The sequence below is a fragment of the Dysgonomonas sp. 521 genome (assembly GCF_010501055.1).
Lineage (GTDB): Bacteria > Bacteroidota > Bacteroidia > Bacteroidales > Dysgonomonadaceae > Dysgonomonas.
Genome location: NZ_QVMO01000053.1, coordinates 13,217 through 28,731 on the forward strand (window position 1 = coordinate 13,217; position 15,515 = coordinate 28,731).

Here is a 15,515-nt window from a genome sequence, read left to right on the forward strand (position 1 = left end):
CTTTTTTTTAGCCTATTCCCGCTATTCTATTGAAAAAAATCAGAGTATGATGAGAATCTTTTCTATTAAAACCATTATCGTATTTGTTAGCCTTCTGTTCAGTATAAAGGCTCTTCCTCAGGGAATTAATACGGAGGTTTTGTACAAAATAGTAAGTCCTTTGGGCTTGGTACTGGACAACCATCAAAGTCCTCAGAATAACGCCGGTTTCTTTTTGGAAAAAGATAAAGCGGGTGATGAAGGACAACTATGGAAATTGACACCTGTAGCTAACGGATATTATACTATATCCAATCCTTTCTTTAATAAGAGTATAGATAATGACGGAGTAAGTGATGGTAGCGGAAATGCATTGACTCAATGGGACGTTATCCATGAAAATACAAACCAGCAATGGAAATTTACTGTTACCGGAACAGGAGCTTATGTGATAGCACAGCGCAACAGCCGGATGGAACTGGCTTATCAGGGAAAAGAAATACCCGGAGCAAAAATATTCCAGCGTCCCGGAGCGTTCCAGACATGGAAGCTGGTACCAACTTCAACCAAAGCACCGGAAAGGAAAGCTTTACCTGTAAGTGAGAACCCTTGGGAAAACGAGACAATATTCGCAATAAACAAAGAACCAGGACGTGCAACTTTCTATCCTTTTCCTACTACAGAAAGCCTGAAAGCTGATAAAAGCTTCGATAAACCGTGGGAAATACCCTCTTCGGAGTATTATTTATTACTAAATGGCAACTGGAAATTCAATTGGGTGAAACAACCATCGGAACGTCCGCTCGATTTCTATAAATCAAATTACGACGTATCATCGTGGAAAGAGATTCCTGTACCTTCAAACTGGGAAATGCACGGATATGGAACGCCTATCTATACAAATATAACTTATCCGTTCAAAAATGAGCCTCCTTATATCTTACCACAGAGGGGATTTACGAATGAAACGGAAATAAACCCTGTAGGCTCATACCGCCGCGATTTTACTATTCCTGCCAATTGGGATGAAAAGGAAATATTCCTGCATTTCGATGGAGCATATAGTTGCCTTAATGTATGGGTAAACGGTCAGAAAGTAGGTTACAGCGAAGGGGCAAGCAATGATGCGGAATTTAACATTACCAAATATGTAAAATCAGGTAAAAATACGTTGGCCGTAGAAGTTTTCCGCTGGACAGATGCCAGCTATATAGAAGATCAGGATATGTTCCGCCTGAGTGGTATCCACAGGGATGTATATCTGTATGCTACGCCTAAAGTACATGTGCGCGATTTTGCACTGAATACCGAATTTAACGGTGATGATTTCAGCTCTTCCAACGTCAAAATAAAGGCATATATAAAGAATTATAACAATCAGTTATCCCAATCCGCAAAATTGAATGTCACGTTGCTTTCCCCTGAAGGCAAAACAGTGAAAACACTATCGCAGCCAATAGATGCCCTTTCGGGAAATGCCGAGAAAGAATATACATTAGAAACTGTTGTGGATAAGCCTTTGCTTTGGTCGGCCGAAACTCCGCACCTGTATACAGTCATTGTATCTATGACAGACAGTGATGGAAAGGAAACAGAAGCCATGTCTTCTAAATTGGGATTCCGTAAAATTGAAGTAAAAAACAAACGGGTATATGTCAACAATGAGCCTGTATTCTTCAAAGGAGTCAACCGCCACGATATACATCCTCAATATGGGAAAGCTGTGCCGAATGAGTCGATGAGAGAAGACATCATCCTGATGAAACGCCACAATATAAATATGGTGCGTACCAGTCATTACCCCAATAGCCCTAAAATGTATGCCATGTACGATTATTATGGCTTATATGTAATGGATGAAGCCGACCTCGAAAACCACGGAAACCATTCGATAAGCAATATGCCAAGCTGGATACCTGCATTTGAAGACCGTATAGACAGGGTAATACAACGGGACAAAAATCATCCGTCTGTTATCTTCTGGTCGTTAGGCAACGAAGGCGGGAATGGAGCAAACTTTGAAGCCATGTATAAACTGGCTAAGAAGCTTGATCCAACCCGCCCTGTACATTACGAAGGAAAGAACGAAATTGCCGATATGGATTCGCACATGTATCCATCCGTAGAGCGTATGATACAGTTCGATCAGAGGGATTCGGATAAACCTTATTTCCTGTGCGAATATGCGCATGCTATGGGTAATGCTGTAGGTAACCTCGATGTATATTGGGATTATATAGAGAACAAGTCGCAACGGATGATAGGCGGTTGTATCTGGGACTGGGTAGACCAGGGCATAAATATGTATGGCAAACCAGTTGATAGATACTATTATGGTGGCGATTTTGGCGATAAGCCGAATGACGGAGACTTTGCCTGCAACGGACTGACTACTCCGGACAGAAGGGTGACCGCAAAGTTATTGGAGACAAAGAAAGTTTACCAATACATCAAATTCAGAGCTATTGATACTAAAAGCGGGAAAATTGAAATAGAAAACCGTTATGACTTCATCAACCTTAACCAATTTAATATAAGTTGGGAAGTGTTGAAAAATGGGATAAAAGTAGAGACCGGAACGGTTAGCTCTTTAAATTTGTCACCCAATCAAAAGAAAGAAGTAATAATTCCTTTCAAACAAAAACTGGATGCTCGGAATGAATATTTCCTCAATATACGTTTCAGCCAGAAACAAGATACTCCTTGGGCGGAAAAAGGGCATATAGTTGCTTCGGAACAATTTTCTTTGACGGAAAGGATAGATGTGCCTGCAATCGACACATCTGCATTACCTGATATTATATATGAGGCTCATGGCAATAATGTGCATGTAAAAGGGACGAACTTCAGTACAATTATCAGCTCTGAGGGAAATCTAACCATGACCTCATTGAAATACAACGGGAAAGAAATGATACATCGTTTTAACGGTCCTTCATTAAACTGGTATCGTAGTGTGAATAATGATAAATATACCGATCAGTCCTTTTATCGCACCACGTTCGACAAGAAACGTTTTACATTCAAACTGGATGATAGCAGGAAATTTATAACCTTTACTATTATCAAAGATGTGGTGATACATTCACCTGAAAGACCTATACACATGGATTATCAGATGAAATACACAATTTACTCAAATGGAGTGATTGATGTTGAGGCTAATTTCAAAAAACCGGTAAATGAGCCTATAATAAGGCGTCTCGGCCTTGAAATGATTCTGACCGAAGGTATGGAGTATGTTCAATGGTATGGTAATGGTCCTCATGAGAACTACTCGGATCGCAAAACGTCTGTGTCTGTCGGCTTGTATAGTACAACGGTTACCGATATGGAAGGCGAACACTATGTCCGTGCTCAGAGTATGGGTAACAGGGATGGTATCAGGTGGGTATCGATTGCCGATAAAGACAATAACGGAATGAAAATTATATCGAAAGATAAATTGAATTTCAGTGCTTTACATTTTTCGGATAAGGATTTATGGGATGCTCGCCACGATTTTAATCTTGATAATATCCGCAAGCCTCAAACTTATCTGAGTCTTGACTGTATTCAGCAAGGACTGGGGAATGCCAGTTGCGGGCCTCTGCCTTTGGAAGAATATATGATACCGGAGAATACTCCATTGTCTTACTCTTTCAGAATAGAGCCTATACAATAGATGATAACCATAGGGAAATAGGAAAATAGCTATTTCCCTATATTTAATATTAATTCAATGAAAAATATATATTTAGTGTTTTTTCTTCTGTTGATGATGTCATGTCAGTCCAAAGAAGGAAATATAACAAACAATGATAAAAGTCCTGTCGACTATGTAAATATATTGATGGGTTCACAATCCAAATTTACCTTATCCAATGGCAATACCTATCCGGCTATTGCCATGCCTTGGGGTATGAACTTCTGGACACCGCAAACCGGTAAAATGGGTGATGGATGGATATACTCATATAATGCAGATAAAATAAACGGATTTAAACAGACTCATCAACCCAGCCCGTGGATGAACGATTACGGACAGTTCGCCATTATGCCGATGACGGGTAAAGCTATTTTCGACCAGAATGAAAGAGCCAGTTGGTTTTCGCATAAGGCGGAAACAGCCAACCCCTATTATTACAAGGTATACCTGGCCGATTACGATGTGGTAACGGAGATTACTCCGACCGAACGTGCTGCCATGTTCCGCTTCACCTTTCCCGAAAATGACAAATCGTATGTCGTAATAGATGCTTTTGATGAAGGGTCGTATGTAAAGATTCTGCCTGATGAAAATAAGATTATCGGCTATACTACGAAAAACACCAAAGGCGTTCCTGATAACTTCAAGAACTATTTTGTAATAACATTCGACAAACCATTTACTTATACAGCTTCTGTAGCAAGTGGAGCTATATCTGATGGGAAATTGGAAAGCAAAGACAATCATGCCGGAGCCATTATCGGTTTCTCAACAAAAAAGGGAGAAAAAGTGCACGCTAAAGTGGCTTCTTCTTTTATCAACTATGGGCAGGCAGAAATAAATTTAAAAGAATTAGGAGATAATACTTTCGAACAACTAAAAGAGCAGGGCAGGAATAAATGGAATGAGGTATTAGGTAAGATTGTAGTTGAAGATGATAATATCGACAACGTAAGGACATTCTATTCCTGCCTTTATCGCTCTGTATTATTTCCCCGTAGTTTTTATGAGATTAACGACAAAGGTGAAACAGTCCATTACAGTCCGTATAACGGGGAAGTCTTGCCTGGCTATATGTTTACCGATACAGGATTCTGGGATACATTCCGCTGTCTGTTCCCATTCCTCAACCTGATGTATCCTGAGATGAATACTAAAATGCAGGAAGGACTTGTAAATACTTACAAAGAGAGTGGTTTTCTTCCCGAATGGGCCAGTCCGGGGCATCGCTATTGTATGGTGGGTAATAACTCGGCTTCGGTTATTGCCGATGCTTATCTGAAAGGACTGAGAGGGTACGATATAGAAACACTTTGGCAGGCCATTGTACATGGCACAAGTGCCGTACATCCCGAAATGAAATCGACAGGCAGATTGGGTTATGAGTACTATAACAAACTGGGATATGTACCATACGATGTGGATATTCATGAGAATGCAGCCCGTACTCTGGAATACGCATACGATGACTGGTGTATCTATCAGTTAGGCAAAGCGCTTGGAAAACCTGAAGCAGAGATAAAGATATATGCAGAACGCGCCATGAATTATAAGAACCTATTCGATAAAGAACATAAGTTGATGAGAGGGAAAAATCAGGACGGAACATTTCAGTCCCCATTCAATCCTCTGAGATGGGGAGATGCCTTTACCGAGGGAAATAGCTGGCATTATACCTGGTCGGTATTCCACGATCCGCAAGGGTTAATAGACCTGATGGGGGGTAAGGAATGTTTCAATCAAATGATGGACTCGGTTTTTAATGTACCACCTCTTTTCGATGAAAGTTATTATGGAGGCGTTATCCATGAGATACGAGAAATGCAAATCATGAATATGGGTAATTATGCACATGGAAACCAGCCCATACAGCACATGATCTATCTTTACAATTATTCGGGAGAACCATGGAAAGCTCAATACTGGGTACGCGAAGTGATGGATAGACTATATACTCCCAATCCTGACGGATACTGCGGAGATGAGGATAACGGACAGACCTCGGCCTGGTATGTATTCTCTGCACTTGGATTTTATCCTGTATGTCCGGGAACCGATCAGTATATTCTGGGCTCCCCTTTGTTTAAGAAAGCCACTTTAAAGTTAAATAACGGAAAAGAGATAACTATCAGTGCAGATGATGTGAGTGGCGATAATCGATATATAGAGGCTATGACAATTGATGGTAAATCTTCGTCACGTAATTATATAACCCATCAGGAGTTAATGAATGGTGGCAAAATAAATTTTAGGATGTCTTCATCTCCTAATAATAGCAGGGGTATTAATAAAGTGGATTTGCCGTATTCCTTCTCAATAAAGTAAAGTTTTACTTCAGATTTTGCGTCAATATTCGTTATTGTAAGTAAGATAGATAAGAAGTGGGACTTTTTGTGAGAATTATAAAGTCCCACGTATTAGCCTTTTGGGGGATTTGACCGTCTTTGCCTATGATAGGTGGGGGCGGTTATATGCATAAATTGAAATCCCTCAAGTTTTTAGATTGGGTTCATATTTTGGAATATATCGGATCAAGTGTAAATCTTTGTTGGTACTTTCATGTTTATGCAAAAAGTTTAGCTAATCTAAGAGTCTGTTTAAATTTTATAGCAAATCTTTTTTATAGCTATTTTTAGATGGATTATATCATTTTTGCCAGCCGAACCAACGGTCAGCGGAGCTAATTAGCGGGCTAAACCAAGAGTAAAAAGGGAATTGAAAATCGGCGGAGCTAAAAATACGCTAAAAAGAGCCTAAAAAAATTGCTAAGAACTATTGACCAGAACCTGTAATAAAAATTTTCGCTAAAATTTAAACAGGCTCTTAGAAACTGTTAGGAAATTTCACGAATTCTTTTTCATAAGAGAAAGGTTAAGAGTTCTTCGTTCATTTTTAGCTTGTTTTCGGCTAATTTTCTCTTTCACTCAGCTCAAGTAGCCCGCTACTATCGCTTCGTGGAAATAAAAATTATCTCAAAAACAATTCTAAAAATCAGAACGAGAAATTTCCTAACGGTTACTAAGAAACTGTTTGAACAGTTACTAACTATTCATTTTTCATTTTTAATTATTTAAAGGGGGGATTTCGTATCAAGTACGGAATGACAGACTTTTTACATACCCTCCTGCATAAGCCTGAGACAGCTTTGTGGATTTTGATTTCCCCTGTAGGAAGAAGTATGAAAAGTATGTGTATTATTACGGAAAAAAATTATCTACTATTAGATGGTCTTTGACATAATCCGGAGAAAAAAGAAGTGACAAAATAAACAGCATAAAAAGTGTCACCTTTGTCACTTTTTTAATTTTATAGTGTAACCTGACTGGAGAATGAGCATTTTTACGCCCTTTTTCTATTTCCTGTATCATTTTACCAGAAATAAAGTTTTAACTTTGTCTTTTTAGAAAATTCTGTTGATGAAAGAGCGTATTACTGTAAAAATAGGCAGTCAGATATTAACCCGCAAGGATGGTACGCTGGATGTTACCCGCATGTCAGCCCTTGTAGATCAGATTGCAGAACTGCATAAGAATGGTACGGAAGTCATTCTGGTATCGTCAGGGGCTGTAGCTTCGGGAAAGATGGAGATAAAGGTAAAAGCCAAATTGGATACCATATCCGCCCGCCAGTTATATTCCTCTATCGGACAGGTAAAACTGATAAACCGTTACTCGGATCTGTTTCATCAGCAGAACATTGTTTGTGGCCAGATATTGGCTACAAAGGAGGATTTTTCAACAAGGCGCCATTACCTTAACCAACGCAACTGCATGTCGGTAATGTTGGATAATAAGGTAATCCCTATTGTGAACGAGAATGACGCTATTTCCGTTACAGGGCTGATGTTTACCGATAATGATGAAATGTCGGGTCTTGTGGCGGCAATGATGGGGTGTAAGAAACTTATTATACTCAGCAATATAGACGGTATTTACAACGGCGACCCTTCTGATAAGAACTCGGAGATATTCAGGGAGATAGATGTTAAGAAGGATAATATCGAAGATTGTATCCAGTCATCCAAGTCTTCCACCGGGCGGGGAGGCATGACTACCAAGTACAATATAGCCCGTAAGGCTGCCGAAGAAGGTATTGAAGTGATTATCGCAAACGGCAGGAGGGACAATATCCTGATAGATTTGATGAAGCGGAAAGATGTCGTTTCTACGCACTTTATCCCTTCGGCGAAGAAGACCACCAGCGTAAAAAAATGGATTGCCCATTCAGAAGGCTTTACAAAAGGCGAAGTGTATGTTAACCAATGTGCTCGCGAAGTCCTTCTCGGCGATAAGGCGGTAAGCCTTTTGCCAGTTGGGGTCACTAAAATTGTTGGTAACTTTGAAGCTGACGATGTGGTACGCATCATTGACGAAACGAACGGGAAGCAGATAGGTATAGGGAAAGCTGCTTACAATAGCGAAAAGGCAAAAGAAGTCATAGGAAAGAGCAATAAAAAAGCAATTATTCATTACGACTATTTATATATCGAAAAGTAAAAATGGACGACTATCACCAGAACACCTTTCAGCTAGTATCAGAGGCCAGTAAGAGCCTCAATTTACTGAAAGAAAAAGAGATTAACGCAATACTGGAAGCTATTGCAAAAGAAACCGAGTCGAAAATGTATTATATCCTAGCCGAAAATCAAAAGGATCTTCAAAGGATGGATACAGATAATCCCAAATATGACCGGCTGCTATTGAATGAGCAACGGATAGCGGATATTGTGAAAGATATCCGTAATGTAGCAAAGCTTCCCTCCCCTGTAGGGAAAATGTTGATGCAGAAGACCTTACCCAATGGATTGAATCTCTCAAAAGTGACTGTGCCGTTCGGTGTAATCGGGATCATATACGAGGCACGGCCCAATGTTAGTTTCGATGTGTTCTCGCTTTGCCTGAAATCGGGTAATGCGTGTATATTGAAAGGAGGGTCGGATGCGCGCTTTTCCAATGAGGCTATTATCGATATTATCCGTAATGTATTGGATGAAAATGGTGTAAATCCGAATATCTGCACATTGTTGCCGAATGACCGTAGCGCTACGGAGGAGCTGATGAATGCCAGGGATTATGTAGACTTGATTATACCCCGTGGAGGAAAGGACCTGATAAACTATGTTCGCGAGAATTCGCGTATACCTGTTATTGAAACCGGCGCCGGTGTATGCCACACATATTTTCACAGGGAAGGGGATACGAAGAAAGGTAAAGATATTGTTGCCAATGCAAAGACAAGGAAGGTTAGTGTTTGCAACTCTCTTGATTGCCTTATTATCGACAGGGAAAGGCTGGACGATCTGCACTACCTCTGTGAAGATATGGAAAAGAAAGATGTGGTTATTTATGCTGATAAACAAGCTTATGAGGCCTTGTTCTCATACTATCCGTACGACCTCTTGAAAAAGGCTGAAGAAGATAGTTTCGGTACAGAGTTTCTGGATTACAAAATGGCTGTGAAAACCGTGTCGGATATAGAAGAAGCCATTAATCACATATCCAAATACAGCTCTAAACACAGTGAGGCTATCATAAGCGAGAATAACGAAGCTATTGATCTATTCGAAAAGATGGTTGACGCCGCATGTATATATGCAAATGCATCTACAGCCTTTACGGATGGTGCCCAGTTTGGGCTTGGCGCGGAGATAGGTATCAGTACACAGAAGATGCATGCCCGTGGGCCAATGGCATTAGAGGAACTATGTACTTATAAATGGCTGATAAAAGGAGACGGGCAAATCAGGTCTTAATACTTAGTGCAAGAGTACATAATTTTAATTGATGGAAAGAAATATTACACTCGATTTTTTTAAGATTTTTCTCAGTATATTGGTTATTACAATACATGTAGAGGTGAAGCTGGCAGAGACTCATCCTTTATGGAACTGGTTTATATCACAAGGAATAGCACGGATTGCTGTACCTTGTTTTTTTATAATCAATGGGTATTACTTGGCAAAGAAGATAGAAGACTTTAGTGCTGTTAAAAAATATGTCTTGCATTTGCTGACCATATATATAACTTGGTTTGTTTTCTATATATTATTTTATGACAGAAAAATTGATTATGCAAATTTATTACAAAATTTCCTATTGAGTTCTTCTTCTCATTTATGGTATGTCGTTAGTCTTATATATGGATGCATCCTTTTATTTGTATTAAAAAAAGGAATAAAAAATGATCACGTTTTACTAATCATTGCTTTATTACTTTTTTCTGGAGGAGTTGTTTGGGAAGGGATGCGTGGCAATGTTTGTAATGGATTATTTATGGGATTTCCTTTTGTATTCTGTGGCTATTACATTCGGTCAAAAGATATTATCTCTAAAATAAAAGATATATACCTGATCCCTTCCATTATACTATGTTTCATGGTGCTTTTAATCGAATCTTATCTGGGGTTCCGTGCATATATTGCACATAATATCTATATTGTTTTGATTGTTTTATGTCCTCTGATCATTATATTCGTTTTCAAACACTCTACTTATAAATTCAGTAATAGTTATTTAATGAATATTAGTTCTATGGCCTCTGCTATATATTTCATACACCCCTTTGCTATACTCATGTTAATAAATGGCGAATACCCAAATACACTTGTCCGCTTTGCCATTGTTTGTTTGCTGTCATTTATTTTATCTATCTTTATTATCTATATTAATAAGTATGTAAAGATATTCTTATAAAAGAGTATAGGACATTATAATTATGAAAAAGAAGAAACGTACAACAGGGAAAATAACAATTGACGACTATATCAAAGCCGTGAAGAAGGCTGACCGGGAAAATGAATTATCTAAATCGCCGGGATGGAAGCGTATAACGAGTGTGCATAAAAGTAAAAAGGCATACGATAGAAAAAGAGACAAGAAGAATATTACGGAAGATTAAGGTTGAATAAATGAAATAAAACGATATAAACAATGAGAACATATACTAATGTAAAAGACTTAGGAGACTTAAAAGCAGCAGTGAGCGAAGCTTTGGAGATAAAGAAGAACCGTTTTGCATATAAAAGCCTGGGAGAAAACAAGACCTTGCTAATGGTGTTTTTCAATTCCAGCCTGCGTACACGCCTGAGTACTCAAAAAGCCGGAATGAATCTGGGTATGAACACGATGGTACTCGATATCAATCAGGGAGCATGGAAGCTTGAGACAGAACGTGGGGTAATCATGGATGGCGACAAGTCCGAGCATATATTGGAGGCGATCCCCGTAATGGGCAGCTATTGTGATATTATTGGTGTGCGTGCTTTTGCTCAGTTCGAAAATAAGGAAGACGATTATCAGGAGAAGATCCTTAATCAGTTTATACAATATTCCGGTAAGCCCGTATTCAGTATGGAGGCTGCAACAGGGCATCCTTTACAGGCTTTTGCCGACCTGATTACCATAGAAGAATATAAGAGAACCTCACGGCCAAAAGTGGTTATGACGTGGGCTCCACATCCGAAGGCGCTTCCTCAGGCTGTACCCAATTCTTTTGCTGACTTTATGAATGAAGCGGATGTAGACTTTGTAATCACTCATCCACAGGGTTATGAGCTTGACCCTAAATTTGTACGTGGAGCTGTGGTTGAATATGATCAGGATAAAGCACTGGCAGGAGCAGACTTTGTATATGCTAAAAACTGGGCTGCGTATGCCGACCCTAACTATGGTAAAATACTGAGTAAGGATATGTCATGGACGATAACTTCCCAGAAAATGGCGCTTACAAACAATGCTTACTTTATGCATTGCCTACCTGTGCGCCGTAATATGATTGTGAGCGATGATGTAATAGAAAGCCCGCAATCCATCGTTATTCCGGAGGCGGCAAACCGTGAGATATCGGCTCAAACGGTTATAAAAAGAATGCTGGAAAGCCTGACTTAGATATAGGTATAATAAAATGGAAACGGTATATCTCATAGAAAGACTCACCGTTTCCATTTTATTATTATCTGTTAATAACCCATGCTAAATCTATATCCTACTGTTAAAAGGCCTTGAAATGAGCTTGTTTTTAAAGAAGCTTTTTCAGCCCCCGTAAAGGAATATAAATCAGCCTTCTGAGATTTCATTACAAAGGCGATGTCTGTATAAAAATACCCCTCAGACCAATCGGAATCACTTCCTCTTCTTTCAGGGATGAATTGATACCCCAATCCATAAGTAAAAAAGTAATTAGTCTCTTTATCAAAAACATAATGAGTTACCGGGCGTGGGTCGGTAGTTACCTCTTCGCCACTATTCTTTATGCTAGACTGAAATGGGCTCTCCATCCATGAGTAACCTACACGTCCTGAGAATTTATCTGTAAACCGGTATTCTAAACCTACGCGGACTACTGAAGCCATCTTGAAATCATTCTTGATATATTCGTTAGGATCCGGAATAAGTGTATTACTGTTGCGGTCGAAAAGCTTCATGTTATTCTTATAGTTTGTCAACTCATAATCGGCGCTGATTATAGCCTTTCTTCCGATCACTCCGGCCATGCTGATAGTCCATTTATCAGGAGTACGCAATTTATAATCATATACAGCGTCTTCACCTCCGTCATAACTCATAACAGTACCACTTTTGTAATCAGAAGGCATGCCGGATACTGCCGATAGGTCATGATCCAGGTCTGCGGCAAAATGGTCAGTCATTTTATACCATGTAGGAGAGTGGTACGCCAGACCTATGCGTAATTCCTGTACAGGTTTCACTATAACGCCTGCTTTAACCTGCCATCCGGTTCCGTCGGTCCTGTTCCAGTTATACAAATCGAATCTTCTGTTATCTGACAATCCTCCGTTACCATCAGGCATATATTCTGTGTATTGCGAATATAAGCGATAATTAATATCTGTCATGGTCACAGTAGCTCCTATGCTGAAAACATTTTCAAAGGTTGTACCGATATTGAAGTCGTATGAGCTGATTGCTCCTTTCTCGCGAACATAAAGATCGTTAGATACATTGTTGGGTATGGCTGCGCTATATGAACCGGGAGAATTTTCATTTATAAGAAAAGCGTTATAGCCTAATGTTGTCAGCCAATCCTGGCTATTCCATACACTTGTAGGATCGTTATCGGCCAGTGAAATATCTGAGCTTGGATACCCGTTAGATGTTGCTCTACCTGCCATGTAGCCTGTAATGGATTGGGTATTATTCCCCATCATGCTGTATGTGCGGTCAAATGATTTCAGACGGTTATAAGAAAAACCGACATTCAAAAATGGAGCGACATCATTATTCAAAGGAAATACTCCTACAAAAGCGAGGTTATCAAAAGTAAACTTAAATTTACTTTCGCTTAGTTTCCCTGCGTTCAGTTCTGCCTGCGATTTGGTATTTTGGAAATTCATCGTTGTTACAATCTCGGATCTCGAGTAAACTCCTATTCCTGCAGGATTGATCGCTATACCCGAAATGTCTCCTCCTAATGCACCAAAGGCTCCACCCATGGCTACAGACCGGGCTGTTCCGGTCAAATCATTTTTTGAAAACTTATATGCATCCATTTCATTCTGGGCATGAACCATCCCGAATGAAAATACTGCGGTAAGCATTAATAATGATACTTTTTTCATATATATAAAGTTTATTTATTGTAGTAGTAGACAAAATCTATATAGCCACATCTATAACATTAATGGAGCATATTTGTTTAACCCAGATTTCTTTACCTTTTCGTAATTTCTTAAAAAAGCTGTTCCAAAAGTTTAATTTGTTGAAACAGCTTTTCTATTTTGGATTTCTAATTTCTGATATTATCTGCGTCCGCCGCTACTTCTACCGCCACCGCCACCGGACGAACGGCCTGAAGAAGAGCCTCCTGAACTGTAAGAGCCGCTGCTTCTTGACGAACTGCTCGATGGAGCGCTATAGCTAGGGCGCGAACTGGAACTGCTATTGTAGCTAGGACGGCTCGAAGAGCTACTGTTGTAGCTAGGTCTTGAGCTGGCGGATGAACCACTGTTGTAACTAGGCCTTGAGTTTCTTGACGAACTACTGTTGTAGCTAGGGCGCGAGCTGCCTGAACTACCGGATGTTCCGCTACTGTTGTAGCTAGGGCGAGTAGTCGGCCTTGTACTTACACCGCTTGAAGAGTTGCCTCTACCGGTAGATGTTCCTTTGTTGTTGTAGCTAGGACGTGTAGTCGGCCTTGTGCTTACACCACTCGAAGAACCTCTGCCTGTAGATGTACCACTATTGTTATAGCTAGGACGTGTAGACGGTCTTGTACTTACACCGCTCGAAGAGCCTCTGCCTGTTGTATTATATGACGGACGGGTGTTTACGCTACTCGAACCTCTGCCACTATTGTATGATGGACGTGTGCTGGCTGTAGATGAACCACGGCCTCCGTTATATGATGAAGAATATCTCCCCGAGTTGTTATATGAAGAGCCATAACGTCCTGAATTTGATGCTGAATAGCGTCCGCTCGAACCATATCCATAGCGAGGGCGTCCCGAATATGAATAGTTTGAATAGTGACGATGTCCACCACCGTACCAGCCACCACCATACCAGCCTCCGCCGCCGTACCAACCGGCGTACCAGCCTCCGCCATACCAAGGCCTGCTCCAGCCCCAGCCGTACCAAGGTCTGCTCCAACCCCAGCCCCAAGAACCGTAATGCCAAGGGTCATACCATCCTATCGAATAAGAAGGATAATACCATGGATCGTACCAAGGGTAGTAGCTGCTGTATCCAAATCCCCAACCCCAACCAAGGTTTACGTTAAAGTTCCATCCGCGGTTGCGGTAATATCCGTTATATGCATCGTTTACTACATATACGTTTATTTCGTTATCACTGGATATCTTAACGCTGTTTTCAGGGTCATGGAATTTTACTATACGGTCAGTATATTGATAATCCTGATATTCGTCGGAGTACACAGCCGAATCCTGATATTGATCGTTATTATCATAGACATTCACATTCCCACCTCTGCGGTTATATGCATCCACATCGATGTTTACATTTCCTGTACGTTCTAATGTAATATCGCCATTATCTTTTACAAGTAAAACCTGTGTTTGGTCAACTTGTCTTTGTGGATTAGCTTTCTTTACTTCTTTTTTATCTTTTTTAGAAGTAGCATATATGTCATCCCATTCCTGTGCAAAAGCCAGAAACGGCATCGCTGACACCAGAACCAACAGTAATAATTTTTTAGTATTCATAACCTGCTCTCCTATTAATTATATTTATAATCTTTAGTCTTGTTTTGTGACAATAATCTGTTTTAATTAAATTTTCCTCTATTATTATATAAACCTTAGACTGTCTGGAATCATAAAGGTTTAATCTCATTCAAAAAATATTATACCAAGTAATAAACAAATATACGACTTTTATTTTTTTCTTCAATGCTTCTATTTGTAAAGATGCTAGAAAACAGGACTATGTTGCGTATCGTATTGTTAAAATTGGTTATAAATTAAACGTTATTTAAGACAACTGGTTCATTTTACCATGCTTATTTTTGAAGTTATTTTGATTTTTTATTTAACCTCAGAGTAATGGGAGTCACACGGATTTTTATTATTAATGCGAATCAGTATTTGTTTTTGTTTAAATTATGTGTTCTTTAATTTTCTATCTGCGCGCAATCACAGATTGCTTGCCTTACTTTTGGCCGAAGCTCCAAAAGTAAGCAAAAAAGCATTGCGCCCCGCTTCGCCGTACGACCCACCATCGGTTTGCCGGCTGAATGAAGTGATGATAATCTCATCATTGCAATAATTGGCAGACGATGCTTAAAAGCGCCCGCACTTCATTCTACGCCGCCTGCACCGGGTGGGTACCCCGTACGCTTGCTAACGGCGCTGGCTGACGCCTGATTTGCA

Annotated in this window: 9 protein-coding genes; 7 read left to right on the forward strand and 2 right to left on the reverse strand. The window is 39.9% G+C overall.

What is annotated here, in order from left to right; genetic code table 11:
* Positions 1 to 46: 46 nt before the first annotated feature.
* The 7 genes from D0T84_RS14615 to D0T84_RS14645 all read left to right on the forward strand — a co-directional run bounded on the left by D0T84_RS14615 (position 47) and on the right by D0T84_RS14645 (position 11,553).
* Positions 47 to 3,643, forward strand: a complete 3,597-nt coding sequence (locus tag D0T84_RS14615; protein WP_370525509.1) for a glycoside hydrolase family 2 TIM barrel-domain containing protein — start codon at positions 47 to 49, stop codon at positions 3,641 to 3,643.
* A gap of 93 nt (positions 3,644 to 3,736) precedes the next feature.
* Positions 3,737 to 5,992 carry a GH92 family glycosyl hydrolase gene (locus D0T84_RS14620; protein ID WP_370525510.1) on the forward strand — a complete coding sequence of 752 codons (2,256 nt, stop codon included), beginning with the start codon at positions 3,737 to 3,739 and terminating at the stop codon, positions 5,990 to 5,992.
* 1,091 nt (positions 5,993 to 7,083) lie between these two features.
* Positions 7,084 to 8,163, forward strand: a complete 1,080-nt coding sequence (gene proB, locus D0T84_RS14625; RefSeq protein WP_163308602.1) for a glutamate 5-kinase — start codon at positions 7,084 to 7,086, stop codon at positions 8,161 to 8,163.
* A 2-nt stretch (positions 8,164 to 8,165) separates the two neighbouring features.
* Positions 8,166 to 9,419, forward strand: coding sequence for a glutamate-5-semialdehyde dehydrogenase (locus D0T84_RS14630; RefSeq protein ID WP_163308603.1), 1,254 nt, complete (start codon positions 8,166 to 8,168; stop codon positions 9,417 to 9,419).
* A gap of 31 nt (positions 9,420 to 9,450) precedes the next feature.
* A complete protein-coding gene (locus D0T84_RS14635) occupies positions 9,451 to 10,359 on the forward strand; it encodes an acyltransferase family protein (protein ID WP_163308604.1) in 909 nt (302 codons plus the stop codon).
* Between the two features lie 22 nt (positions 10,360 to 10,381).
* The gene (locus D0T84_RS14640) at positions 10,382 to 10,564 is read left to right on the forward strand and encodes a hypothetical protein (protein ID WP_163308605.1); all 183 of its coding nucleotides are present in this window, start codon (positions 10,382 to 10,384) and stop codon (positions 10,562 to 10,564) included.
* Between the two features lie 32 nt (positions 10,565 to 10,596).
* Positions 10,597 to 11,553 (forward strand): N-acetylornithine carbamoyltransferase, encoded by a 957-nt coding sequence (locus D0T84_RS14645; protein WP_163308606.1) that lies wholly within the window; start codon positions 10,597 to 10,599, stop codon positions 11,551 to 11,553.
* A gap of 71 nt (positions 11,554 to 11,624) precedes the next feature.
* Here the strand turns inward: D0T84_RS14645 and D0T84_RS14650 are convergent, their stop codons facing one another.
* Together D0T84_RS14650 and D0T84_RS14655 are read right to left on the reverse strand one after the other, a co-directional pair.
* Positions 11,625 to 13,244, reverse strand: coding sequence for an OmpP1/FadL family transporter (locus D0T84_RS14650; protein WP_163308607.1), 1,620 nt, complete (start codon positions 13,242 to 13,244; stop codon positions 11,625 to 11,627).
* Positions 13,245 to 13,424: 180 nt separating this feature from the next.
* Entirely contained in the window at positions 13,425 to 14,849 is a 1,425-nt protein-coding gene (locus D0T84_RS14655; RefSeq protein WP_185155751.1) for a hypothetical protein, read from the reverse strand.
* Between the last annotated feature and the right edge of the window lie 666 nt (positions 14,850 to 15,515).